The sequence below is a fragment of the Paenibacillus cucumis (ex Kampfer et al. 2016) genome (assembly GCF_019748695.1).
GTDB classification, from domain to species: Bacteria; Bacillota; Bacilli; order Paenibacillales; family Paenibacillaceae; genus Paenibacillus; species Paenibacillus polysaccharolyticus.
The window spans coordinates 1-25616 of the sequence record NZ_JACLIC010000008.1 but is presented as its reverse complement, the minus strand read 5'-3'; the positions used below and the strand labels follow the sequence as shown (position 1 = coordinate 25616).

The window sequence follows — 25616 nt, the reverse complement described above, 5'->3', positions numbered from 1 at the left end:
GTTCGAATCCCTCTCTCTCCGCCATAATTCTTTTTTAGTGAGGCCCGTTGGTCAAGGGGTTAAGACACCTCCCTTTCACGGAGGTAACAGGGGTTCGAATCCCCTACGGGTCATAGTTATTTTAATAACTAAAGAGTGGGATGAGAATCCCAAAGATGGAGGCTTAGCTCAGCTGGGAGAGCATCTGCCTTACAAGCAGAGGGTCGGGGGTTCGATCCCCTCAGCCTCCACCATATATTTTTTTAAATGACGCGGGGTGGAGCAGCCCGGTAGCTCGTCGGGCTCATAACCCGAAGGCCGCAGGTTCAAATCCTGCCCCCGCAATTGTAGCTTTCCTAACCGAAAGTGATCTGGAACCGTGGTGTAGTTGGCCTAACATGCCTGCCTGTCACGCAGGAGATCGCGGGTTCGAATCCCGTCGGTTCCGCCATTTTAATACTTTACACCGCGCCGGTGTAGCTCAACTGGTAGAGCAACTGACTTGTAATCAGTAGGTTGGGGGTTCAAGTCCTCTCGCCGGCACCATTTTAGTATTTTGCAATTAGAGGTTTATAAGTTGTATAATATAAGCTCTGATGGTAATACTAAAAACTCATGCTTTAATGTTTGATTTTATGGCGATCGTGGCGAAGTGGTTAACGCACCGGTTTGTGGATCCGGCACTCGGGGGTTCAATTCCCCTCGATCGCCCCATAGTTTTCTTTATTGGGGATTAGCCAAGCGGTAAGGCAACGGACTTTGACTCCGTCATGCATAGGTTCAAATCCTATATCCCCAGCCATTTACTATGAGTCATTAGCTCAGTTGGTAGAGCACCTGACTTTTAATCAGGGTGTCGAAGGTTCGAATCCTTCATGACTCACTTTCATATTATGCGGTCGTGGCGGAATTGGCAGACGCGCACGGTTCAGGTCCGTGTGGGCTAACCCCCCGTGGAGGTTCGAGTCCTCTCGACCGCACCATATATTTTGCGGAAGTGGCTCAGCGGTAGAGCATCGCCTTGCCAAGGCGAGGGTCGCGGGTTCGATTCCCGTCTTCCGCTCCAATATATGCGCCCTTAGCTCAGCTGGATAGAGCGTTTGACTACGAATCAAAAGGCCGGGAGTTCGAATCTCTCAGGGCGCGCCATTATTTCCTTTATATCGGGATGTAGCTCAGCTTGGTAGAGCACCTGGTTTGGGACCAGGGGGTCGCATGTTCAAATCGTGTCATCCCGATTTTTCGTTTATGCGGGTGTAGTTCAATGGTAGAACTTTAGCCTTCCAAGCTAATAGCGTGGGTTCGATTCCCATCACCCGCTTACGATTCAAAGAGTTCTTGCATAATGCAAGAACTCTTTTTTATTGTTTAGTTTTAGTGTTGTAGAGTATACATAGTTTATATATATGCCCCGGAAAAAGAACATTTGTCTTGTGAAAGCTAATTTTTAAATTATCGGATAAATATGATGAAAATTAAAAGCTCCTCCTGCTTCTATCTAAAGAAGCAGGAGGAGTTTTTGTTTCTACTGCATATCGCTTTACATTAATACCGTTCCAGGATGGTCTGTGTTTTCAGACCATCAGCAGGGATCAACCAGTTTTTGTTTTGAAGCAATTGTAGTAATTGGTTACGTAGACCAGATACGGTTGCTGCGTCATCTGTTTTAAATGAAACCTCGACGATATTTTCAATACCCGTACCTGCTGCATTGCGGATCGGCCATACTTCCAGGGTAAGCTCCTGACCGTTCCATGTACCTTCATACCGTTGGAAGGTGATTGGGCCATAGGCACGGGCCTGTGTAAGTTGTTGTTTGCCCCAGTTGGAGGCAGACCAGTTTTTTAATTTACCGGGAAGCTTGTCCAATAGCAGATCCAAGGCATCCTTTTCGGAAGGCAACTGTGTGCCAGTTGTTTTGGTGTCTACTTTTTTCGTGTTGGAGAAGCTCAGTGTTTGTTTACCATATCCCCAGTCAATTTCAGCCTCGTAGTTATCATCTGATGAATCGAAGCCTTCCTGATTTGCAAGTGTCAGTGCAACATTGATATCCCCGTTAATGACAGGATAACGCTTCTTGTAGGTTAATTCGAAGTTGTTTTTATCATCCTTTTTGCGAAAACGGACGTTCCAACCTTGGGCATCCAATCCGAGAGCATTGGTGTCAAAGTACTCCACATTGATATTTCGTGATGTAGCGTTCAGCCCTAGGGTCTGGATGACCTCACTGCGTGGTGTTCCATTGGCGTTTAACACAAGCTCCGGCTTGGCGAGGAACTTCACTTCATAAGCGGGAACGGCATTGGCAGCGGCTGAAGCCTGCGGCGTATCCAGAAATGTTAGTCCACTTCCCAGGGTGACGATGCTGAGCATCAACGAGGCGGTTACTTTTTTCCACTTTTTCAAAACCAATCACTCTCCTAATCTGGATTAACGTACAGACCCCACTTTACCGTGCAAGTTTCTGAATACGATTAACGGGAAGCGCACATTACGTTAACCTTGCATAGATTTCATGAATGGCCCGCGATAGTTTATATAGGTTCAACCGATAGGATGATGTAGTAAAGGCTGTGTGTTCATGACTTCGTGCAGGACTTCGATGAACCGATTGACCTGAACAGAAGGGTGGCGATCCTTGTTATGAACGGTATAAATATGGCGTGGTGCCTGCTCCCCCGGAATGGGAAGCACCTGAATAAGACCCTGCTGTTCCTCCCACTGAACGGCCATCCGCGACATGAAGGAGATGTGACCGCCAAGTAACACAAGCTGTTTGATCGCTTCCAGGGAATCCATCTCCACGGTGCTCCGCAGCCGGATATCGTGCTGTACAAGCCAGTGGTTGGTCAGCCTTCGCGTACTGGACTCATCACCGTGTAAAGCAAAAGGCACCTGTGCAATATCCTCAGGATGCAACGATTCTTTCTGAGTCAGCCCATGTTGCGGAGAGCAGATGAGCACAAGATCGTCCTCACATAACGTTTCGGCGTGTAATACCGACCCAACAAAAGGTTCGGATGAGATGATGCCCAGATCAAGCTGATGCCGGATGACCATCTCGCGGATAACCGGGGCTGGTTTGACAGACAACAACATCCGAATACCCGGAAACTCTTGAGAAAACGTATGAAGCATCGCGGGTAGCAGATAGGTAGCTGGAACATAACTTGCTCCAATATGGAGCGTACCCCGGTACAGGCTGTCGTATTCCTTGACGACGCGGCGGGCCTCCTGGGTTAGGGCATTGATTTTGACACTATAATGAAGCAAGGCTTGTCCAGCTTCGGTCAGAAATGTTTTTCCACTGCGAGATTCGAATAAACGAACCCCCATCTCTTCCTCCAGTGACTTCATATGAAACGTAACCGTTGGTTGCTTGATGCCCAGAATCTCGGCCACACTTGTCATATGATGATATTTGTCGATCAGTTCAACAATTTGTAATTTGATCAGGTTCATGTTTCTCCCACACTCCTCTGTTCTACAACTTCGCGGTATGTATAATAATCCGATTCCTACAAGGAAAGCACATAGAAAATTCTATGAAAGATCATACCGTGTCTATCTATAGATTTAATCTATGAACATCAACAGAATTCATCTAAAAAGTTAATTCTCATTTTACAAACATAACAAACAACTCTCGAAAGCGAGCGTTAGACTGAAAACAGTACAAGAGCAGTTTAAAGGGGATAAGCTCAAGCAGAGCAATATAAACGAGATAAGCTAAGCTAAGCTAAGCCAGAGCAACAGCAACAGCAACAGAAGAAATCGAAATAACGGAGAAACACAATAACAGAGTAAAACAAGAGAGTAGTTCAAGGGATACGCAATAAAAGTTTAGTAAAGAGGACAGGCAGGGGTGCTTATGAAACTGGAGTTAACAGGAATTCAAAAATCATTTCATCAAACGCCTGCACTATTGCCCACGGATCTGACGCTTGAACACGGAAAATTCACCACTTTGCTTGGCCCTTCGGGTTGCGGCAAAACGACGTTGCTCCGCATGATTGCCGGACTGGAACAGCCGGATGCGGGGGAGATTCGTGCGGATGGGGAGTACTTCTACTCTACAGCAAAGCGGATTGATACACCGACACACAAGCGTAATCTGGGCATGGTGTTTCAGGATTTTGCATTATGGCCGCATATGACGGTATATGAAAATGTAGCTTTTGGCTTGAAAGCAGGCAAACAGAAGGCTGATCTGCGGCAAAAGGTGAATGAAGCACTTGGCATGGTTCGCCTGCAAGGCATGGAAGATCGGTATCCTCATCAGCTGTCGGGTGGACAGCAGCAGCGGGTTGCTTTTGCCAGGGCGGTAGCGGTGAAGCCGGGTGTTATCTTGTTTGATGAGCCGCTGAGTGCACTGGATGCTGTGCTGCGAGAAGAGATGCGGATTGAGATGATGTCACTGGTACGCGATATGGGACTCACTGCCCTGTATGTGACACATGATCAGATTGAGGCCATGTCGATGTCAGATGAGATCGTGGTGATGCAGAAGGGGCGGATTTTGCAAAAAGGTACCCCGGAAACGATCTACTCTGCGCCAAGTGACTCTTATGTCGCATCGTTTATCGGAAAGTCCAATTGGCTTACGCCAAACGAATCCATGGTTCGGCCGGAATATGTCACCTGGAACAAAACAAGCCACGATGATCTGGGCTACCCCGGAATTATTCTCAGCGTCAGCTATGTGGGAGAACGCTACGAGGTACGTGTGCAGATGGAAGGACTGGGCGTGTGGACAGCATATGCGAATCATAGATTAAGCGTTGGAGAGAAAGTTCAGCTCTATGTATCGCCGGAACGAATCTGCCGAATGCATGATGCGCAGAGCCAGGAGGGCAGTCCAAAGCCGGGTATGAAACATGATATGAAGCCGAATGCTAGTGTTAAACAGCGAGAAGTGATCGCCGTAGCTCGATAGATAGCGACTTACAGTGAACTACAGCGACAAGCTTTCTCAAAACGCGAAGCATAATGCAATAAAGACAATAACAGAAAAAATAAAGAAGATATGATCGAAGAAATGGAAGCAAACACTTGCAGTTTTACTCTAATTCGAAACTAAGGGAGCTGGAATGGACATGTTCAGTATGAAATCAAGTAAAAAGAGTGCAACACTTTTATTAACAGCAGTGATGAGTCTGAGTCTATTCGGATGTAGCACGGGGAATACAACGACTGGAAACACAGCACAGCCCGCAGGGGAAGGAAATGCAGCAGCGGCAGCGGAAGCGCCGAACAAAGCAGCAGGCGGCAAACTGGTATTGTACAGTGCAGGTCCACAGAAGCTGGCAGACAATATCGTGAATGGATTTACAGCGAAGACAGGCATTGAGGTCGAGATGTTCCAGGGAACGACGGGTAAAATTTTGGCTCGTATGGAGGCGGAAAAAGCCAATCCGGTAGCAGATGTCGTTATTCTGGCTTCCTTGCCTTCGGCACAAGCTCTGAAAGCGGATGGACTCACATTGCCATATCCGGAAGCCGCGAATGCGGACAAGCTGAATAAGGAATGGTCGGATGCAGACGGAAATTATTTTAGCAGTAGTGCATCTGCACTGGGCATCGTGTATAACAGCAAACTGGTGGCAACGCCGCCTACAAGCTGGGCTGAACTCGCAACATCCGCATGGAAAGATAAAGTGAATATTCCTGATCCGACCCTATCTGGCTCCGCACTTGATTTCATTACAGGTTACCTGAGCGCCAATGGTGAAAAAGGATGGAATCTGCTGGACGCCTACAAAGCGAACGGTGTAGCGATGGCAGGAGCGAATCAGGAAGCCCTTGACCCGGTGATTACGGGTGCGAAAAGCATTGTGGCAGCAGGTGTAGACTATATGGCTTATTCCGCCAAAGCCAAAGGGGAACCGCTGGATATCGTATACCCTGAAGAGGGTACAGTGATCAGCCCAAGACCGGCGGCCATTCTGAAATCCAGCCCTAACGTAGAGAATGCCAAAGCATTTATCGACTATCTATTGTCGGATGAAGCACAGAAGCTGGTTACAGATGCATACCTGATTCCAGGACGTGAAGATATCGAAGCAACCAACCGTGCCAACGTGAAGGATATTCCGCAACTGAAAGTGGATTGGAACTGGATGAGCGAGCATGGTGATGAAACCGCAGCACGTTTCTCCGAAACCTTTAAATAAGTGAACGCAAATACAGAAACGGTGGACAACAGGTGATGCTGCTGTCTTGATGTGGAAAGTCATGTGAGGTGAGCGTAGTGAAACCTGTTGTAACAGATAACAACCGTATTTTTCGGAGAGTGGGGGTGGTGTTGGCCCTCTTTCTGCTGACAATTAGCATTGGGATGCCCTTGTTACTCATTTTCTGGCAAAGTGTGTACCCGAACGGGCAATGGGATTGGATGGCGCCTTTGCGTACGATTACGGGGCATCATCTATCCGGTGTGTTACTGAATTCCGTGTGGCTGGGCATCTGCGTGGTGGCGATGACAACACTACTGGCGTTACCGCTTGCCTGGATGATGTCCAAAACCCGAATGGGAGAGCATCGCTGGGTGGATGTCATCCTGATGATTCCGTTCATGACCCCGCCGTATATCGGCTCGATGGGATGGATTCTATTTATGCAAAAAGGGGGATACCTCCAGCAATGGATACCCTCCTCTGCGAACTGGACGGAGCTGTTCTTCAGCTTCTGGGGCATGGTGATGATCATGAGTCTGCACTTGTTCCCCTTCCTCTACTTGCTGCTACGGGATGCGTTAATCCGCATCGGCGGTAATTTGGAAGAAGCGGGAGCCGTGCACGGTGGGCGTGCCGGATACCGATTCAGACGGATTATTTTACCCTTATTGTTGTCATCTTACGGGATGGGAATTATGCTTGTTTTTGTCAAAACGATTGCGGAGTTTGGTACACCCGCGACCTTCGGGCGCAAAATCGGCTACTATGTGATGACTTCAGAGATTCACAAATACATCTCCAGCTGGCCGATCGACTTCGGTAAGGCGACTTCACTGGCATCGGTGTTGCTGTCCGTCTGTCTGGTTATGTGGTACATGCAGTCAGCAATCAGCCGGAAGTTCACATATCGGTTGGTAGGCGGTAAAGGACAACGCTCGAAGCGCTATTCTTTGCGGGGGTGGGCAGGATGGTTATGTGGTGCATATCTTGCCATCTTGCTCATTCTATCCATCGGCATCCCGTATTTCTCGATCATAGCGGCATCTACGATGAAGCTACGGGGAGTAGGACTTGCGCTGGACAATCTGACATTGGAGCACTACCGGGAATTGTTATCCTGGGGTTCAGTAAGCATGAAGGCGATCGGAAACAGTCTCGGATTATCTCTGGCAGCTTCTACGGTGGCAGTAATCATAGGTACGGGGTTTGCGTTGGCGATTGGCAAGTCATCTTCGTTCATGCAGCGGGTCATCGACTTGTTCAGTCTGCTACCAAACACGGTACCGGGAATTGTTATGGTAGTTGGTCTGATTCTGTTCTGGAACTCGCCTTGGATGCCCGTTACGCTGTACAACACGTATGGGATGGTGGTGCTTACGTATGTTGTGCTGTTCCTGCCATATACCGTGCAATATGTAAAATCAAGCTTTACCCAGATCGATGGCACGTTGTTTCAGGCGGGTCAGGTGTTTGGCGGTAAGCCGCTGTACATTCTGCGGCGCATCCTTGTTCCGCTGATCCTGCCCGGTATGCTGGCGGGCTGGATGATGACCTTTACGATTGCGACCCGAGAATTGGTCGGCTCGCTTCTGATTCTTCCGCCGTCGATGCAGACGTCGGCGACGTATATTTTTGCCCAGTTTGAACAGGGTCAGGTGTCACTTGGTATGGCGATGGCTGTAGTAACCGTCGGCATGACCGTACTGATGCTGCTTGGGATTGAAATGCTGAATTCAAAGAGAAAGTGGAATGCTTCATGATCAAACTGAATGTATGGGGCGGTGCGGGCGAGCACGGACGTTCTGCCTATCTGCTTAGCGGGAGCCGTTACCGGCTGTTGCTTGACTGTGGTGTGAAAAAAGAAGGCAACGGCGAATATCCGCTCATCGAACCGGAGGTTGTGCCACAACTGGATGCAGTGCTGTTATCCCATGCCCATGAGGATCACTCCGTTGCCATCCCGCTACTTTACAAGCTGGGGTATACGGGTGAAGTGTGGACAACACGCGAGACGAAAGAGCAGCTAACAACTTACTTTCGATCATGGCGTAACAATATGGAACGTGCAGGTCAATCTTTGCCCTATGATGAAGTAGATGAAAAACGGATTCGCTATCGATTTTTAGAGGATGAGGCTGAGCGTGAGTACTGGTTTGAATTGTTACCTGGTGTATCGGTCATGTGGGGACGTACTGGACATTTGGCCGGATCAGTCTGGTTTGGGCTGGAAATGGAAGATAAGCGAATACTGTACTCTGGTGATTACACGTTGGAATCTATTCTATTACAGGCAGATGATGTGGCTGACGGATTCAGGCAGGCTGATCTGAAGAGGCAAAGACTGAACGAGGTCATGCCCGTTGCTTCTGTAGTAGGTGGAGCGCAACGTTTGTCTTTGTCCAGCAAAGCATCCGTTACGAGTAGCAGGCAAGTCGTGGAGTATGCTCCTTTGGAAGCGCAAATGCAGGTGACAACACACGAATATCCACACAAAGATCAGTACAACGATCAACAGAAAGATCAACATATAGACCGAAAAGAAGACGGGCATAAGCTACCTATCATCAGACCAGATTTGGCTATTATCGATGCAGCCTACGGAACAGATCGTGATACACAGGCAGACAAGTTACAGCAGCTGGAAAGTGCCATCCAGAATGCTCTTCATCAAGGGGGTAAGGTGCTCTTGCCCATGCCTGCGGTTGGCCGAGGACAGGAACTGATTCTGTGGGCACAACATCGTTTTGCAGATGTACCTTTGATTGTGGAGCAGAGGCTTGTAGATGGCATGAAGCAGTTGCATCGTGCATCTTTTTGGCTTAGAGAGCTGGAAGGTGAAGTCACCGAAAGTGCGCCTGCTCATCGGATTGCAACATTTCTGAGCGGAGAGGGCTGGGAAAGCGTGAGTACACCCGAAGAGCGGACAACGTTGCTTGAAAAATATGAGGCTTCGCTCTGGTTCATTCCGGATGGCATGATGCAGTCTTCACTCGCACGCTGGTATTACGGGATGTGGGCACCTGAAGTGCAAAATCTGATTTTGCTTACGGGACATACTTCTGCCGGTACATTCGCACATCAATTGCTCGAAAGTCCTGAGCAATACGGCACATGCAGGGTGGAAAAGGTCCGATATAAGGTTCATCAAGGATGGCATGATGTGGAGCGGATGTTGAACCGGGTCAATGCCCGGCACAACGTGCTGGTTCATACCGACCTTGCAGAGACAGAGCGGCTGAGACAAGGATTGCTCGCTGGACAATTTCGATCTGGTACGGATATTGATCTGTTATCTCCTGGGGATGAGTTAATTTTTTGAAGAATAGCTTAACGATCATCTCAGTTTTGATTTCGAAAGGATACGGACAAAGAATAGCTTTAACAGCCAGAAAGGCACCTCGTGTGCCTTTTTTGTCGTATGGCTAAACTATTATTTTTTTCAATTTCTAAGGAAGCGTCTGTCCTAAGGGGGATGGCCTGCTCTTACTATTGAACCTGAATATTACCTGATCGAGTTATCACGTGTATTTGATGTGTTCCCTGACCTGTAACCCCTTGTGATATATGTTTATTTTCGTTCATCTGCCGCCATTCAAGAGCAAAAGAACGCCTTCCGCTACGGGATTCGAGTGTCCAACTTACATCAGGTACAGGCTCCGCGATTCTTAGCGATATCTTACCACTGGTGGAGGCAAGGCGAATATCTGAAACAATACGGTCTGCGGTCAGTTCAATGGAGCCGCTAGTTCCATCCACTACCAGACTATTCTGAGGCCGAATGATGTTTACGCTTCCGGACGAACTGTTGATCTGCAGACTCCCCTTATAATGTAGAGGGATTTTGACGACCATGACGGGCTTATTGGCCAAGTTAAAGATGCGAAACAGATGATTGTTGGCTGCGATTCGAATGTGTTGCTGGCTTCGTTCTATTGTGAAAGCAGGTTTACGATCAGGAGCAGTACTGGACACTTCCAACGAATCAAGGTCGGATATGGTTTCTATGGTTACGGGAGTACTGCCATTATCAATAGAAATGACTTTAGCTGTACCAAGCGGCATGGTCTGATTGTCTGTAAAAGGGGCATGAGGCGGATTGCAGGATACCAGAATGAGAAGCATACAAAGCCATACAGGCCAAACTTTTTTCATTAAATCACCTCGTAATAAGAAATGGATTAGGAACAGGGTGTGTTCATCCATCGTACGAGATGACGTTACGTAAGGATCAAGTTTTTTGCATAATGATTAGGAGTTGAAGCTGACGTTACGTCATTTTATATAATAGTCACAAATCAAAAAGGTCTTGTTTTGCAAATAGAAGGAGGTGCGAACATGAAAACTGGGGATGTCCTCATATACAGTTGTGTTATCATCGGGGCAGGCATCGGACTAACCATGGATTATTTATTTCCAGGTGTATTAATCGGGTTAGGTGCTGGTTATCTTCTGAAATATGTGTGGTCTGGAGAACGGAAAAACAAAGATACCTGAGCGAATTGTACAGGATGCCTGAGAGGTGAATGAAGGTTGTATATTCATATTAATGAACTTGCACGTAAGACGGATATTACTGTAAGAACACTGCGGTATTATGATTCAATCGGTCTTTTAAAGCCATCCTCTAAGACTGATGGTGGTCACCGTTTGTATGTAGAGAACGATCTAAAGAAGCTTCAGCAGATTCAGTTTCTCAAAGATTTGGGTTATGCGCTCAAAGATATCCAGGAGATGTTATCGGATGCGTCTTGGAATTGGGAGCATTCTTTGCGTAATCAGCTGAATTACATTGTAGAAGAGCAACAACGGCTGAAATCGATGGAGGTATCGATCAGGGAGATGTTGCACAGCTTAGTGCTGGAGCAGGGAGATCAGCATGAAGCGATCGAAAAGCTGATTCAACTCTCCAAACCCAAAGTAGCCAAGCGACCTTCTTTAAGAGAGGAATTATTTAGTCATGATGAAATGATGATGTGGCGGAAGTTACCACGGATGCGAGCAAACGACCCCCATTCGCTGGAGTGGATTGCACTGCTTGGGCAGCTTAAGAGTCATATGCATGAACCGCCTAAACATGAGAAAGTACAGAACATTATCAGGCGAATGATGGAGAAGCAACGAGAGGACTTCGCAGGGCAGGATGATTTTTTAAACAAACTATGGGAGGCGAGGAAATCGGCTGAAGTTTCCGAAGAGCTTGGCTTTTACCCCTTGGAGCCTGAACTTTTAGATTATATGGAGGCGGCCTATGACATTTTTATAACCAACGAAGGTGGAACAGCTGAATGAATGCTGAAATGTTGCTCTATGTTGGAGGTCTCGCATTTCTGGATATGTTAAGCCCAACACTTCTGGGGGTAACCGTCTATTTGATGGCGTTGGGGCAAAGACAATTCGGTTCGCGATTGGCTGTGTATTTGCTGACCGTTACGGTACTATACTTTCTCCTTGGCTGTATACTCATGCTGGCGATGGAGTTTGTACAAGATTATTTGAGTTCCTTTTTCCATAACAAGATTGCAAGTTGGTCGATATTTATCATTGGTGCGTTGTTGTTTGTGGTAAGCTTCTGGATTAAACCCAGTTCTCGAAAAAATAATCGAATCCATTCTTTACGCTCTACTGGTACTGTGGGAGTAGTCTTAATGGGGTCTACAACGTTTTTGCTGGAAGCAGGCACAGCTTTACCATATTTCGGTGCAGTAGGTCTCATGACGAGTAAGGGGCTCTCATGGTTGGAGTGGTTGCCGATACTAATCAGTTACAATATTTTGATGATTATGCCGTCTGTGCTGATCTATCTGCTGTACACTTGGATCGGGTCATTCATTCAATACCACTTGGAGAAGTTGCATCGTAAGCTGGTTGAACATTCAGACTCTATGCTCTCGTGGGTTATGTGCATAGCTGGACTTATTCTTATTTTCAACGTACTCGATTATTTGTAGCGTTTCGTCTATGTAGTAGAAAGAGCAGATATAAGAGATATGGAGTGCGAGATAAAAGAAGTATATGAAAGTGTAATTAAATTTCACGTTATAATTGACTTGTGAAATTTTGTATCATATACTGATTGAAATATGGACAGGACGGGGCAGGTGGAGCATCCGGTCTAGGGAGGTTGGCATACGTATGGACACACGAGGAGATATCAGCAGTTACCCGATGTGGGCAAAGTACCGTTCTAAACGGGAGCACCTGGTGATTGGATTGATGTCTGGAACGTCGCTGGATGGAACGGATGCGGCACTGGTACATATTCAAACCGATGAGAGCGGAGCAATGCAACGGCTTGATCTTATTGATTTTGTCTGTACACCATATACGAATGAGCTCAGAGAGAAGTTGATTCGCTTATGTTCTCCCGAAACAGCTCGTGTTGATGAGCTGACAACAGCCCATTTCGGTGTATCCGAATGGTACGCACAGAGTGTACAGGAGCTGCTGCAATCCGCTGGTGTCTCAAGCAGCCAAGTCGATGTAATCAGCATGCATGGGCAGACAATCTGGCATGCACCGGTGCCTTCTGCGTTTCCAAGCCCATTGGGTACCGGCAGTATGAAAGTAAGCTCTACACTGCAAATCGGCGAGTGTGCTGTAGTAAGAGAGCGCACCGGGCTGCCCGTTATTGGTAATCTGCGTGCACGTGATATGGCTGCAGGCGGGGAAGGTGCTCCGCTGACGCCCTATGCGGATGCATTAATGTTCCGTAGTGTTACGGAAGGACGTCTGGTGCAGAACATTGGCGGGATCGGCAATGTGACTGTGCTTCCGTCAGGATCATCCGAGACGGAGGTTTCGGCTTTTGACACAGGACCAGGGAATATGGTGATAGATGCACTGGTTCGTCATGCTACCGAAGGGAAGCAGCATTACGATCCTAATGGAAGTATAGCAGCGAAGGGAACCGTGCACCCCGAGCTGGCCGCATACTGCTTGAATGATGAGTACTTTCGTCGACAACCGCCCAAGAGTACCGGACGTGAAGTTTATGGTGCAGATTATGCCAAACGACTTATGGAATTTGCGGCTTTGCATGATCTGTCACTGGAAGATCTGTTAGCTTCCGCAACTTGGCTTACAGCAGAAACAATTGTACGGGCCGTTGAGGATTTTGTGCTGCCCAAGACGTCAATCTCGGCAATGCTTACCTGCGGCGGGGGGACGTCCAATGACACATTAATGAAGATGATTCGGCTAAGACTTCCAGAATCCATACGTCTGGAGCGTACAGCAGATTACGGTGTTCCGGATGATGCCAGGGAAGCGATGGGGTTTGCGCTGCTTGGACATGAGGCTTTGATGGGCAGAACCAATACACTTCCTCGTGTAACAGGTGCGGCACACGCTGTTATTTCGGGACATCTGACTCTGTAGTGGCCATTGAATTGCCAAGGTAAGCTGTGTCTCCCGTTAGACGTGGCCATAAATATAAGATAAAATGCTTGTACAGATAACAGTACGGAGAGGAGGAGCGGATGGAAGGTATGAAAGGTGGACTTGTACGTTTACGCGCATTACTGGATGATCTGACTCCGTCAGAACGAAAGATCGGAGCCTACATTCTGGAACACCCCCAAGAGACAGTGCAGTCGTCCGTTGCGCAACTGTCTGAACGAAGCGGAGGCAGTCCGGCCGCTATTATCCGGTTGTGCAAATCCCTGGGTGTAACCGGTTTTCAGGAGCTGAAGCTCAAGATAGCGGGGGATTTACAGACCAATGAGCAATTTCAATATACAGAGATTCGTCCTAAAGACTCCATCGAGAGTATTATTCAACATGTGTCTACAAACAATATTCAATCGATCAAGGACACGGTTCATATTTTGGAACCAAGGCTTGTAGATCAGGCGGTTAACATGCTGAATGGAGCCAATCGCATTTTTTTCTACGGCGTGGGGGCGTCTAATTTGATCGCATTGGATGCACATTACAAGTTTATGCGAATTAACCGAACCAGCTTTTCGTTCGCCGATCCACATATGCAGATTTCGTCTGCGACGACGTTGCGTGAGGACGATGTTGTGGTCTGTATCTCTTATTCAGGCGAGACCTCCAATGTGATTTCCTGTTTGAAGCATGCCCGTGAAGGTGGTGCAGGAACAATCAGCATTACCAAGTGGGGCAGTAACACGCTGAGCAGTCTTGCGGATGTTCCTCTTATGATTACGTCGATGGAGAGCGATATTCGCAGTGGAGCTACCTCTTCACGCATTGCACAGCTTAACGTCATTGATATTCTTTATTTGGCTATTGCCAGCCGGGATTATAATCAGTCGGTGCAGTACCTGGAGAAGAGCAGACAAGCGATTCAGGAGCATAAATGAGCAACGAGATTATGATGTGGTTAGAACATAGAAACGTGGAGAATCCCGTACAGTCACATGTACTTGGGATTTTTTTGATGAGGAACTACACTTGTACGCTAGGAAAAATAGAAATAGAGAAGCCAACCGGGCAAGCAAGGCTTCTCTCGTGTAAATAACCATCTCTCAGCGCCGGGAAAGCTCGCCTATACGTACCAAATGACTTGCTGCCCGAGCTTCTTTATCACAACTTCTTTAATACAAACAAGGTGCCGTCCCGATCAGCCTGATCCGGCAATCGCATGACGTACAAAACCGTCTGCATTCTCTAGCCGACGCCCGGCTTCGTCTGCATCGACATCCGCCATCAGCATCACAATGGCTGTTTTGACATGTCCATTTGCTGCGGTAAAGGCTTGTTCAATTTCGTTTTCCTGCGCTCCAGTCGCAAGCTGTATCATGCGTTTTGCCCGGTGTACAAGCTTTTCGTTGGACGGATTCAGATCCACCATGAAATTTCGATATACCTTACCTAAACGGATCATCGCTGTTGTCGTCAGCATGTTCAGAATCATTTTCTGGGCGGTGCCGGCTTTCATGCGAGTCGACCCCATCACAACCTCTGGTCCCATAACCGCTTCAATACTCACATCCGAGATTGCTCTCATAGGTGTACCTGCATTATTGCTCAACCCGATGACTACAGCACCAAGCTGCCTGGCATAATTCATGGCTCCAAGCACATAAGGGGTGCGTCCACTTGCTGCAATACCAACGACAACATCGTTGGCGCGTAGTCCGTGCTGCTTCAAATCCATTCCCCCGGCTTCCTCACTATCTTCTGCGCCTTCTACCGGATCTTTAACTGCCCGAAACCCGCCTGCAATAATGCCCTGCACCATAGAAGGTGGAGTACCATACGTAGGGGGACATTCCGATGCATCGAGAATACCCAGCCTGCCGCTTGTACCTGCACCTACATAAAACAGTCTTCCTCCCGATTGAAAGCTGGTTACGATGTGGTCTGCGGCTTGAGCAATGACTGGAATTAGTGGCTGAATAAGCTCAGCTATGCGGCGATCTTCCCGATTGATGAGTTCCATAATTTCGCCTGAAGGCAGTTGATCCATATCATCTGTCTGTGGGTTAGGCTGTTCCGTTACTAATGAGTTAAGGGTATGATTCATCCGTAAGCCCTCCTTTTTGTTTAGAATGATTTATCCAAGTGGCATTGTAGTCTTGCTAACTGTGCCGCACCCACGGCCGGGACAGGAGCATTTTCCGAGCAGACAACCTGTTGTTGATCGTGCACTTCGGTAAGATGTTGAAGGAATGTATTTCGAAACAGGGAAGAGTAGCGAAATATGGAACCGGAAAGTGCCATAGGAGCCGTGGCAAAAGAAACATGTTGGCGTATGAGCGCTTTAGCGGTATCGGCCAGTTGCTGTGCCTCATCCATCAGAAGGAAACGTGCTACCTCATCCCCTCCAGCAGCGGCTTCTATTGTCAGGCGAGCTATGGAAGCCATACTTGATTTGTTCCAGTCCGCTTGGTATACCACGTACTTTAATTCCGGTGGATGCTTGACTTGCAACTCCTGCAATACGAGTGATGTCAAAATGGTTGTAGGCAAAACGCCATCATGACTCTTCATAACGCTTTGCAGTGCGCGCTGTCCAATTCGATAACCGCTCCCCTCATCTCCGAGTAGATGTCCCCACCCGCCTGCCCGGTTCACTTTACGTGCCGGTGTGATTCCATAGATGATTGAGCCGGTTCCTGAAATGGCAAGCAAACCGTGCGGTTGCCCAAGCGAGGCCATTAGCGCGATTTCTCCCTCCGTGACAACATGGATCGTACAGTTTACATGAATGGAATCAGCCGTGTTTTTCTTGCTTTTCATATAGTCATTAACGTGAGCGGTGATCCACTGTCGCTCCTGATCTTCAGCTATACCTGACATACCGAGACATATACTCTCACAACTAGACAAAAAATCTACATCGGATGAAAATAGAACATCTAAGAGATGAAATAACTCCTTTATAGCTTCGTGAGGCGGCACACTATGTGGATTCGTTGCACCGCCACGAGCTGTTGCCAGAATGTCCCCAGATTCAGAAATGATTGCTGCATCAGTTTTGGTACCGCCTCCATCAATTCCTACATATACTCGCAAGCGTGCTCACCTCGTTAGGGCTTATTTTCTTTTTTTCATAGTATAGAGGCTTAAAACGAAAAAGTAAAATTAAATTTTATGAATAAATTTATTGTTGAATTTTTATTTTACACCTCATATAATGAATTCAATCCACAATTTTGGAAGGAATCGATACGATTGATGTTACATTAATTAACATTAAAGTTTCATTAGTAAAAAACTAGACCTTGCCGAACAGGTCGATCTCCAAGGAGGTGTAGATTTCGGCTCTGTGCCAAGCTGTGAACAGAGGGTTACGAAAGGGAAAGGTAACAGAAGGGCACCAGCAATAGACATTCATAATGGGCGTAGGACAAGAGAAGACGACATGCAAAAGGAGATGAAGGATATGAAAAGGAAGGGTCTTGTTTTGGCAATGGTGTTATTGATGGTCTGGATCACAGCCTGTGGCAACAGTGGTGGAGCAGATTCGAATGATCCAGGTGCGAATGATACGGTGACGGTATGGACATACCCGGTTCATGGCACATACGAGGATGAATTGAAGGGTTTAATTGCTGATTTTAATAAGGAACACCCGAATATTACGGTGAAAACGGAAATGCTCTCCTGGGCTGAGGGGCCCAAGAAATTTGATGTCGCTTTAAACGCGGGAAATCCGCCTGATCTGTACTTCCATAGTGTGGACGTTACGTATGTGAATACCGGACTGGCACTGGAACTGGACAGTTATCTGACCCCTGAGATCAAAGATGACTATCTGCCGGGCACTTTGGAACTGGGGCAGATTCAAGGGAAACAATACGGTCTGCCTCTTTATCAGTTCCAGTGGGCGTGGGGCGGTAACAAACGTATTCTCGATGAAGCGGGCATTGATTGGAAGAGCATCCAGAAGAATGGCTGGACCTGGTCAGAGTTTAACGAAGCCGCGGCCAAGTTGACGAAAACGCTGGATAACGGAAGTAAACAATATGCCTTGGTGACAGATGGTACTTCGCTTGATTTTATCGAAATGCTGTCCCGTAACAACGGCATGATTGATGTGCTGGACGAAACCGGAAAGTTCCAGTGGAACGATGGACGGATTCTGGACACGCTCTCTTTTATCAAAAATTTGATGGATCAGGGTTATATGCCGAAGGAAACGGCAGCACTTGCTCCGGCGAAGCGGACGGACATGTTCTATGCCGGTGAAACGGCAATCATCTCGAAGGCGATTCCTTATTATGATGTCATGATTCAGAACCGCAACAAAGATATTGACGATGGCAAGGTGCAGGGTGAAAAGATTGATTTTGTATTGCTGCCCGTACCGCACAATGATAATCAGCCTGCGGCAACAACGATGGGCGGCGAGGGTTATGTGGCCTTCAAACAGAAGAAAGACAAGGGCGAGCAGCATGCCAAAAATACTTTTCTTGTAATGGAGGCGCTTAGCGGTGCTAAAGCAGGGAACTCGGCTAATGAGCTGGCTCTTCCTTTTGTTAGACAATCGCAAGCTGACTTATTCAAAGGCAAGGAGCTGGGACAGCAGGTAAATCTGGATGCAGCCAGAGAAATGGCCAAACACATCGCGATGCCGGTCGTGCTCAAGCTGGACATTGACAAAGCATCACAGCAAAAGCAATTCAAGGAACAGGTTGTGAAACCAAACATTCAGGCGCTGTTCTCGGGTGAGAAAACCCCGGAGCAGATTGCGGAAGACTTCAAAGGCAAAGGTCAGCAGATGTTCGGGCAATAAATAACTTCGCAGTGATACTTTGATTCGGAGAGGAGGATTCGCCATGCAGACCGCCCTTGCGCCGGAGCCTGCACCCCGGCATTCCCGGGTTGTCCGGTTCTGGCGAGATTACGGGTGGGCGTATTTGTTTATTTTGGCGCCTGTCCTGCTGTTTCTCGTTTTTACAATGTACCCCGTATTAACAGCTCTTGTTATGAGCTTTCAGAAATACAACATCATGAACTCCACGTGGGTGGGATTGGACAATTACGAACGTCTGGTGAAGGACGAAACCTTCTGGAAATCGATTAAAAATACCGTCATTTTTACACTTGGAACAGTACCCGTCAACATCCTGATTACATTTGTGCTCTCGTATTTTATCTTCCAGATGAAAAGCAAATGGCAGACGTTCTTCAAGGCCACACTTTATCTGCCTGCGGTAGCATCGGGAGTGACGATCTCGATCGTGTGGCTCGCCATTTTTGACCCGACGGATTCGGGACTACTCAATCGCTTCCTGGGCTTTTTCGGCCTTGACCCGGTCATCTGGCTTGGCCAGTCAGGGACAGCCCTCTTTTCTCTAATCTTGATGAATTGGCTTGGTTCCCACGGTGCAGGCATCATTCTGTATCTTGCAGCTATGGGAGGTATCCCTAAATCGCTGTACGAGGCTGCCGATATCGATCATGCGAGCGGATGGACACAATTCAGCAAGATCACATGGCCCCTTTTGAAACCAACGACGCTCTACTTGCTTGTGACTGGCGTCATTACGTCCTTTCAAGTGTTTATTTCCGTATACCTGATGACCCAAGGCGGGCCTAACTTTGCGACCACTACGATTGCTTATTTAATCTATGAGACGGCCTTTAAGTTTTACGAGTTTGGATTAGCCTCGGCACAATCCTTTGTACTGGCAGTCATCATTATTGTCATCTCCGTGATTCAATTCAAATATTTCTCCAGTGATATCGAGTATTAATTAGGGCTTTCATTAGGCATCCGGGGGTGAATACACGTATGAATTCAACACGAAAAAAGATGTTGCTTGTTATAGCGTCTGTTTTGCTCGCTGGCTGGGCACTGATTACGATTATTCCGATGTACTGGATGCTCGTCGGATCGGTGCAAGACACAACGATGTCAGCTTCGTTTAAGCCACAGATGATACCCGAGCAGTTGTCCATGTCGCCGTATGAACGTTTTTTTGCCAAAACGGATGCATGGCGCTGGCTCTATAACTCGCTGCTGATCTCCATTATATTGACAGTCACCAATGTGTTCTTTGCTTCGCTGGCAGGATATGCATTTGCTAAATTAAAATTTCCGGGCAGCCAGGCCGTGTTCTGGGTGCTGCTTGGAACCATGATGATTCCTGCACAGGTGACGCTGATTCCACTCTACATTTTGATGGTCAACGTATTTGATCTGGGAGACACGTACACAGCGATTATCCTTCCCGCAGCAGTCAGTGTGGGCAATATCTTTCTGATGAAACAATTTATGTCCACCTTGCCGACGTCACTCATTCACGCGGCTCGAATCGATGCGTGCAGTGAGTTCGGCATCTTCTGGAAAGTGATTCTGCCTATGGCAAAGCCAGGCATCGCGGTGCTGGCGATTTTCACTTTTGTCGCCTCATGGAATGAATTTTTCTGGCCTTTCCTGATCACCAATTCGAATGAAATGCGGACGGTACAGGTTGGACTCGCATCCTTTGTTTTTGCTGAATCCACCGACTTCGGTGCCATGATGGCTGGAGCTACAATTGGTGCATTGCCGATGATCATTCTGTTCTTCTCATTGCAACGTTATTTCTTGCAAGGCATCACGATTGGAGCCGTGAAGGGATAACCACTGCAACCTATGCAGTTACAACAGGTGACAATGTAAAAGGGGGATTAACCTATGGCACGCGTGGAGTTTCGCCAAGTGCGCAAAGAGTTCAAAGACGACCATAAAGGAACGTTCACGGCGGTCGCCGGTTCGGACTTTGTAATAGAAGATAAGGAATTTGTCGTGTTTGTTGGGCCTTCGGGATGCGGTAAAACAACCTCACTGCGAATGATCGCAGGGCTTGAGAAACAGACCAGTGGGGACATCGTCATCGGGAATCGCATTGTGAATGATCTGCATCCCAAGGATCGGGATATCGCGATGGTCTTTCAGGATTATGCCTTGTATCCTCATATGACCATTCGGGAGAATCTGTCCTTCGGTCTGAAAAATCTGAAGAAACCCAAAGCCTATATTGATGAGCAAGTACAGAATGCTGCTTCAATCCTTGGCCTGGAAGCTATGCTGGAACGTAAGCCTCGCGAATTGTCCGGAGGACAGCGCCAGCGTGTCGCCGTGGGACGAGCGATTGTGCGTGATCCACAGGTTTTTCTGTTCGATGAGCCGCTCTCAAACCTCGATGCCAAGCTGCGTGTGCAGATGCGTGTAGAGCTTGGCGAGCTGCATAAAAGGCTGGGCGCTACAATCGTTTATGTTACACATGATCAGGTCGAGGCTATGACGCTTGGCGAGCGCATTGTAGTGATGAATCATGGGGATATTCAACAGGTCGCATCACCGAAAGAGCTCTATGCAAGTCCGCGCAATATGTTTGTCGCCGGTTTTATCGGCTCGCCTGCAATGAACTTCATTGATGCTCACATCGAAGGTACGCAAGTGAAGGTGGAGGGTACATCGTTCACGTTACCAGCGGATGTGCTAGAGCGCTTAAACAGCTATCAGGGCAAACGAGTCATCCTTGGACTGCGTCCAGAGCATATTTTTGGTGATGATGTGGCACCCAATGTTCCGCAAGATCACATGCTTCAAGCACGTGTTCAGGTGGTGGAGCATCTGGGTTCGGAAAATTTGCTCTACTTCCGTCTCGGAAGCCGGACGGTGACAGCCAAGGTTCATCCTGAGACCCATGCATATGTGGGTATGGATAAGACCTTTGTGCTAGATATGCGCAAAGCGCATTTTTTTGACCCGGAGACGGAGATGGCGATCGGACGGGAATAGAAGATCCGTCATGATGGAGAGCGTAATCAAACTCTTAACGAATAACGGCTTTCACAAATTACAGGGAGGAGAGCTTTTATGCGTAAACTGAGCGAAGTGGTGGTCAAGTCAGGGGTAGAGATCTACCGGGATATTATTCCGGTGGCGCTGTTCAGTGCGGGCAGCTCCGTGCTGCTCATTCCGATTCTCATGTTTGCGCCGATACCGGTGGCCGTGCTGCTACTTGCCATCATCTATATGCCGCTCTTGTTCGGTGTCTGTTACGCAGTGCATCATCGGCTGGAGCGGAAAGAGCGCCGAAACGCGCTGCGTGATATATGGGAAGGTACGTTGAGGGGGCTGCTTCCGGGCGGTGTGACGGGGCTGTTGGTTGCACTGCTCGGTTTCATCCTCTGGTCAACCTGGTGGTATTACGGAGGGAAAGGCAACATGACGGGCATGGCAGTAGGCATGTTTCAGACGTTTTTTGTCATATTGGCGTTCATCTCACAGTTTTACACTTGGCAGCTTATGTTGCAAAAAGGAATGGGCTTCCTGCAGGCGATGGGAGAGAGCGTGAAGTTGTTCTTCCGTTATCCGGGGTATACGATTGCGGCCTGCTTCCAAGTGGTGTGCCTTAGCGCGCTGCTTATGCTGACGGTTGTGGGATTCGGAGCGTTGTTTGCAGGTATGTTTGCCATCTATCAGCATAAGGCCACAAGTAATCTGATTGAACCTGAAGAGGAGCCTGAATTGTCTCGTGGTAATGATCATCAGCAAGCCGGTTGGGTAAGCGAAGGTCATGTATCATGAGGGTGAAAACAGGAGCGGATGTGCTGGCTGAGGGAGCTTCACATCCCTGGTTAACTGGTGGCGCACGAATCGGTTTGGTGACGAATCCGACGGGCATCACAGCAGACTTTGTCTCCACGGTGGATGTATGTGCAGGCTTGGTGGATGCCAAGTTGACGGCTTTGTTTGCATGTGAGCATGGGCTGTCCGGAGAGCTGCAGGCAGGTATTCCTTTTCCAGACTCGGAACACTCCCGTTATGGCATTCCGGTATACAGCTTGTACGGTATACATAAAAAGCCGCAGCCTTACATGCTGGCTGATGTGGATACGGTTCTTTTTGATATTCAGGATGTGGGTGTGAGGTATTATACGTATGCTTCGACGTTAATTGAGATGATGGAGGCCTGTGGCGAGTCGGGAAAACGTCTATTAGTGCTGGATCGACCCAATCCGCTTGGCGGTATGGAGGTGGAGGGTGGTTTACTCAAGGCCGGGTTTGAATCCTTCGTAGGAGCCTGGGCTACATCCATTCGTACCGGGATGACGATGGGGGAACTGGCTTTGCTTGTCAACGCCGAGCATCATGTGCCCTGTGAGTTAGACGTCATAGCGATGGAGGGCTGGCGGCGAAGCATGACTTTTACGGAGACGGGGCTGCCTTGGATGATGCCTTCGCCTAATATGCCAACGGTAGATACCGTGCGTTCTTATGCGGGAACGTGCCTATTGGAAGGTACGAATGTATCGGAAGGTCGAGGCACGACAAGGCCATTTGAATGGCTGGGTGCCCCGTGGATCGATGGCCAACAGCTAGCAGATGCGATGCGGTCTCATGGATTGGACGGGGTGTATTTCCACCCGGTGTATATGACACCGGCCTTTTCCAAACATGCAGGAGAACGATGTGGGGGTGTAAGGCTCTTTGTCACAGAAGAAAAGGAATTCCGTTCCGTGGAGACAGGTTTGTTGCTTTTGCATGAGATAGCCGTTCGATACCCCGAACAGTTCGAGTGGCTTGAACCTCCGCGTAAGGGCTCCCGATATTTTATTGACTTACTTACTGGAGGGAGAGAGGTTCGCGAGATCATTGGAGACGGTAGTAGTTTATTTCGTTTAATGGCAGCTTGGCGTGAACAGGAGAAGATGTGGCAGGAACGCCGCAGACCCTATTTGCTATACGATGAATGACGGGCTTAATGGGCAGATAGGGATGAATGAAGAGTAGCGTGACAGACAGGGATGCTGCTCTTTGGCACGAGGGTCGTGAGGTTCATGGGAGGAGGAGACGTAATGCTAATGCGTAGCTTGAAGGACAGGGTGAAGCAAAGAATCGGACAGATGAGCTTAAGGGATAAGATCGGGCAGATGCTGTTATGCGGATTTCATGGAACAGAGCCGGAAGGCGGGATAGAGAAGCTGCTTGGAGATTACCCGATTGGCGGTATCGTTTATTTTGCAAGGAATGTGGTTTCGCCTGAGCAGGTAGAGCGGCTATCCGGCGGTTTGCAGAACATTGCGCAAGCAAGTGGCAATGTACCTCTCTGGATTGCTATTGACCAGGAAGGCGGCATGGTGGCTCGAATTACAGAGGGGATTGCACTTATGCCTGGACAGATGGCCATTGCTGCGGCCGGATCGGTGCAAGATGCTTATGCAGCGGCACGGATCAGTGGAGCGGAGCTACAATCGATGGGCATCAACATGAATTTTGCACCCGTACTCGACGTGAACAACAATGCGAGCAACCCGGTCATTGGCGTGCGTTCCTTCGGGGAATCCGCGGAAAAGGTAGCTGACTTCGGTGCGGCCTCCATTGCTGGATTTCAGCAAGCGGGTATAGCTGCAACCGCCAAACATTTTCCCGGCCATGGAGACACGGATACGGATTCCCATCTGGATCTTCCTGTGATTACACATGACAGAACAAGGGTGGATCAGGTAGAGCTTTTGCCATTTCGTGCAGCCATTGCAGAGGGTGTAGACGCAATGATGTCTGCTCACATTTATTTTCCGGCACTGGAGCCAGAACGTCTGCCGGTGACATTATCTCATTCTGTTTTGACCGGACTGCTGCGTAAGGAGCTTGGATATGAGGGTATGATCTTGACTGACTGTATGGAGATGAAGGCGATCGCTACTCACTACGGCACCGTCGATGCGGCGGTGATGGCGGTTGAAGCTGGAGCAGATATGGTACTGATCAGTCATACGGCACAGTTACAGGTGGAAGCTTTTGAAGCATTGATGAATGCGGTGAAAAGTGGACGTATCAGTGAGCGGCGGATTGATGAATCTGTTAAACGTCTGTTGACATATAAAATGAAGCGTGGGCTGATGAATGTGGAGATGGGGCTGGAGAGCGACACGGCAGTGGAGATGTCTGTCAGTATGAGCGGGATATCTGGTGTGGATGATATCTATGCGACCCCGGCGGTTGTTCACAATTCCATAAATTCCATGAATGTAAATCAGCCAGTTGCAGTTCCGTTTCAACGTAATAGTCCACCGCATCAGGAGGTAGCTCAGCGAATCAGTGAGAAGAGCATTACATTAATTCGGGATGCACAGCATATGTTGCCGCTAAAACAAGAGCGAACACTTGTCATTACGGTTGCCGCAGAAGTGACAAGCATTGCGGATGAACAGTTGGATGGTGGGGCAACACTCGGAGCGGCTTTGTCAGCTCAAGGTTTGGAAGTAGTGGATATGAGGGTAGCAGCGGATGAAATTGCGCTATCCTCGGCTCGTTTGCTTCAAGCCGCAGAAGCGGTGGATGTTGGGCAGATCGTGATCGGCACTCATAATGCAGGCAGCCCTTCCGGTGACCCGCAATGCCGGTTGATCGGCTGGCTTCAGCAACTTGGCAAACCACTGGCTGTAACCGCACTTCGCAGCCCGTACGACCTACAGAAGTTGCCGGATGTGCAGACTTATATCGCGGCATATGAGAGCCGGCCTCTCGCGATGAGTAGTGCAGCGAAAGCGATGATGGGACAGATCCCGTTCAAGGGCGAGCTTCCTGTCACGATTGATTAAATAGATGCAATTCTATATATGACGCAATCTGACGGGACTTGACGTAGCTGAAACTGAACCTTTAAGGATATGAGGGATGAGCTGGTGTCTCGTCACATAGCCGGAATAACAAACGATGTATGAGAATAACAAAAGGGACGAGGCTGTTCATGCTTCGTCCCTTTGCGTGTTGCATACTCTTATTATTGTACATGCAGAAAGCATTATTAATGGGATAACCCAAACCGTAACCGGTTCTAGTGACCACGCCTGATGATATTTGGTTCATTTTCGTGGATTCTAAAATCTAACGATCTCCAGAAACGTTATTTGGGTGATATTAGCAGGTTTTATATTCTAACGATCACAGGAAAGCTTATTTAGAGAAATAGATACGAAATTGGGCGTTGAGCATGTGTTTTTAGAGAAATAACGGTTCAACCCCTTAATATTGGACACTAGCTA

Annotated in this window: 21 protein-coding genes and 13 tRNA genes; 29 read left to right on the top strand and 5 right to left on the bottom strand. The window is 48.2% G+C overall.

The window, feature by feature from the left end:
• Positions 1–41 precede the first annotated feature (41 nt).
• From H7T88_RS05285 to H7T88_RS05225, 13 genes are all read left to right on the top strand, one after another.
• Positions 42–113, top strand: a tRNA-Glu gene (locus tag H7T88_RS05285).
• A gap of 44 nt (positions 114–157) precedes the next feature.
• A tRNA-Val gene (locus H7T88_RS05280) sits at positions 158–233 on the top strand.
• A 17-nt stretch (positions 234–250) separates the two neighbouring features.
• Positions 251–324 (top strand) — tRNA-Met (locus tag H7T88_RS05275).
• A 28-nt stretch (positions 325–352) separates the two neighbouring features.
• A tRNA-Asp gene (locus H7T88_RS05270) sits at positions 353–430 on the top strand.
• A gap of 19 nt (positions 431–449) precedes the next feature.
• A tRNA-Thr gene (locus H7T88_RS05265) sits at positions 450–525 on the top strand.
• 92 nt (positions 526–617) lie between these two features.
• Positions 618–693, top strand: a tRNA-His gene (locus H7T88_RS05260).
• Between the two features lie 13 nt (positions 694–706).
• Positions 707–781: transfer RNA gene (locus H7T88_RS05255), tRNA-Gln, on the top strand.
• Between the two features lie 8 nt (positions 782–789).
• Positions 790–862: transfer RNA gene (locus H7T88_RS05250), tRNA-Lys, on the top strand.
• Positions 863–874: 12 nt separating this feature from the next.
• Positions 875–962 (top strand) — tRNA-Leu (locus H7T88_RS05245).
• Between the two features lie 8 nt (positions 963–970).
• Positions 971–1045 (top strand) — tRNA-Gly (locus H7T88_RS05240).
• 6 nt (positions 1046–1051) lie between these two features.
• Positions 1052–1128: transfer RNA gene (locus H7T88_RS05235), tRNA-Arg, on the top strand.
• A 15-nt stretch (positions 1129–1143) separates the two neighbouring features.
• A tRNA-Pro gene (locus H7T88_RS05230) sits at positions 1144–1217 on the top strand.
• 12 nt (positions 1218–1229) lie between these two features.
• A tRNA-Gly gene (locus H7T88_RS05225) sits at positions 1230–1300 on the top strand.
• A gap of 224 nt (positions 1301–1524) precedes the next feature.
• Here H7T88_RS05225 and H7T88_RS05220 read toward each other — a convergent pair.
• Positions 1525–2385, bottom strand: coding sequence for a hypothetical protein (locus tag H7T88_RS05220; protein ID WP_221787477.1), 861 nt, complete (start codon positions 2383–2385; stop codon positions 1525–1527).
• Between the two features lie 138 nt (positions 2386–2523).
• Positions 2524–3441 (bottom strand): LysR substrate-binding domain-containing protein, encoded by a 918-nt coding sequence (locus tag H7T88_RS05215; RefSeq protein WP_221787475.1) that lies wholly within the window; start codon positions 3439–3441, stop codon positions 2524–2526.
• Positions 3442–3850: 409 nt separating this feature from the next.
• Here H7T88_RS05215 and H7T88_RS05210 point away from each other — a divergent pair, with 409 nt between their 5' ends.
• The 4 genes from H7T88_RS05210 (at position 3851) to H7T88_RS28630 (ending at position 9474) form a co-directional block, all read left to right on the top strand.
• Complete coding sequence (locus tag H7T88_RS05210) at positions 3851–4915, top strand: ABC transporter ATP-binding protein (RefSeq protein WP_260510728.1); 1065 nt, start codon at positions 3851–3853, stop codon at positions 4913–4915.
• Positions 4916–5075: 160 nt separating this feature from the next.
• Positions 5076–6152, top strand: a complete 1077-nt coding sequence (locus H7T88_RS05205; RefSeq protein ID WP_221787466.1) for an ABC transporter substrate-binding protein — start codon at positions 5076–5078, stop codon at positions 6150–6152.
• Positions 6153–6316: 164 nt separating this feature from the next.
• Positions 6317–7915, top strand: coding sequence for an ABC transporter permease (locus H7T88_RS05200; RefSeq protein WP_253500388.1), 1599 nt, complete (start codon positions 6317–6319; stop codon positions 7913–7915).
• A complete protein-coding gene (locus H7T88_RS28630; protein WP_260510727.1) occupies positions 7912–9474 on the top strand; it encodes an MBL fold metallo-hydrolase in 1563 nt (520 codons plus the stop codon). The genes H7T88_RS05200 and H7T88_RS28630 overlap by 4 nt, the downstream gene beginning before the upstream one ends.
• A 167-nt stretch (positions 9475–9641) precedes the next feature.
• Here the strand turns inward: H7T88_RS28630 and H7T88_RS05190 are convergent, their stop codons facing one another.
• A complete protein-coding gene (locus H7T88_RS05190; RefSeq protein WP_186812363.1) occupies positions 9642–10307 on the bottom strand; it encodes a DUF4097 family beta strand repeat-containing protein in 666 nt (221 codons plus the stop codon).
• A 183-nt stretch (positions 10308–10490) separates the two neighbouring features.
• Between H7T88_RS05190 and H7T88_RS05185 the strand changes: the two genes are divergently transcribed.
• The 5 genes from H7T88_RS05185 to H7T88_RS05165 all read left to right on the top strand — a co-directional run bounded on the left by H7T88_RS05185 (position 10491) and on the right by H7T88_RS05165 (position 14482).
• Positions 10491–10649 carry a hypothetical protein gene (locus H7T88_RS05185; RefSeq protein WP_186811768.1) on the top strand — a complete coding sequence of 53 codons (159 nt, stop codon included), beginning with the start codon at positions 10491–10493 and terminating at the stop codon, positions 10647–10649.
• Between the two features lie 36 nt (positions 10650–10685).
• Positions 10686–11444, top strand: a complete 759-nt coding sequence (locus H7T88_RS05180; protein WP_260510726.1) for a MerR family transcriptional regulator — start codon at positions 10686–10688, stop codon at positions 11442–11444.
• Positions 11441–12103: a GAP family protein gene (locus tag H7T88_RS05175; RefSeq protein WP_154959937.1), complete on the top strand. Its 663-nt coding sequence runs from the start codon at positions 11441–11443 to the stop codon at positions 12101–12103. Before H7T88_RS05180 ends, H7T88_RS05175 begins: the two co-directional genes overlap by 4 nt.
• A gap of 184 nt (positions 12104–12287) precedes the next feature.
• Positions 12288–13532, top strand: coding sequence for an anhydro-N-acetylmuramic acid kinase (locus H7T88_RS05170; RefSeq protein WP_260510725.1), 1245 nt, complete (start codon positions 12288–12290; stop codon positions 13530–13532).
• Between the two features lie 110 nt (positions 13533–13642).
• Complete coding sequence (locus H7T88_RS05165; protein WP_154960041.1) at positions 13643–14482, top strand: MurR/RpiR family transcriptional regulator; 840 nt, start codon at positions 13643–13645, stop codon at positions 14480–14482.
• 260 nt (positions 14483–14742) lie between these two features.
• Here H7T88_RS05165 and murQ read toward each other — a convergent pair whose 3' ends face one another.
• Both murQ and H7T88_RS05155 read right to left on the bottom strand, forming a co-directional pair.
• Positions 14743–15648 carry an N-acetylmuramic acid 6-phosphate etherase gene (gene murQ, locus H7T88_RS05160; protein WP_154959938.1) on the bottom strand — a complete coding sequence of 302 codons (906 nt, stop codon included), beginning with the start codon at positions 15646–15648 and terminating at the stop codon, positions 14743–14745.
• 20 nt (positions 15649–15668) lie between these two features.
• Positions 15669–16640, bottom strand: a complete 972-nt coding sequence (locus tag H7T88_RS05155; RefSeq protein ID WP_154959939.1) for a BadF/BadG/BcrA/BcrD ATPase family protein — start codon at positions 16638–16640, stop codon at positions 15669–15671.
• A gap of 370 nt (positions 16641–17010) precedes the next feature.
• On the opposite strand from H7T88_RS05155, the gene H7T88_RS05150 reads away from it, so the two are divergent.
• From H7T88_RS05150 to nagZ, 7 genes are all read left to right on the top strand, one after another.
• Positions 17011–18363, top strand: a complete 1353-nt coding sequence (locus H7T88_RS05150; protein ID WP_221787464.1) for an ABC transporter substrate-binding protein — start codon at positions 17011–17013, stop codon at positions 18361–18363.
• A gap of 43 nt (positions 18364–18406) precedes the next feature.
• Entirely contained in the window at positions 18407–19327 is a 921-nt protein-coding gene (locus H7T88_RS05145) for a carbohydrate ABC transporter permease (RefSeq protein WP_154959941.1), read from the top strand.
• A gap of 38 nt (positions 19328–19365) precedes the next feature.
• Positions 19366–20199 (top strand): carbohydrate ABC transporter permease, encoded by an 834-nt coding sequence (locus H7T88_RS05140; RefSeq protein WP_154892058.1) that lies wholly within the window; start codon positions 19366–19368, stop codon positions 20197–20199.
• Positions 20200–20253: 54 nt separating this feature from the next.
• Positions 20254–21363 carry an ABC transporter ATP-binding protein gene (locus H7T88_RS05135; RefSeq protein ID WP_154892057.1) on the top strand — a complete coding sequence of 370 codons (1110 nt, stop codon included), beginning with the start codon at positions 20254–20256 and terminating at the stop codon, positions 21361–21363.
• Positions 21364–21441: 78 nt separating this feature from the next.
• A complete protein-coding gene (locus tag H7T88_RS05130) occupies positions 21442–22155 on the top strand; it encodes a hypothetical protein (protein ID WP_154892056.1) in 714 nt (237 codons plus the stop codon).
• On the top strand, positions 22152–23324 hold the full coding sequence (locus H7T88_RS05125; protein WP_154892055.1) for an exo-beta-N-acetylmuramidase NamZ family protein: 1173 nt from the start codon (positions 22152–22154) through the stop codon (positions 23322–23324). Before H7T88_RS05130 ends, H7T88_RS05125 begins: the two co-directional genes overlap by 4 nt.
• Positions 23325–23426: 102 nt before the next feature.
• Positions 23427–25172 (top strand): beta-N-acetylhexosaminidase, encoded by a 1746-nt coding sequence (gene nagZ, locus H7T88_RS05120; protein ID WP_260510724.1) that lies wholly within the window; start codon positions 23427–23429, stop codon positions 25170–25172.
• Positions 25173–25616: the final 444 nt, after the last annotated feature.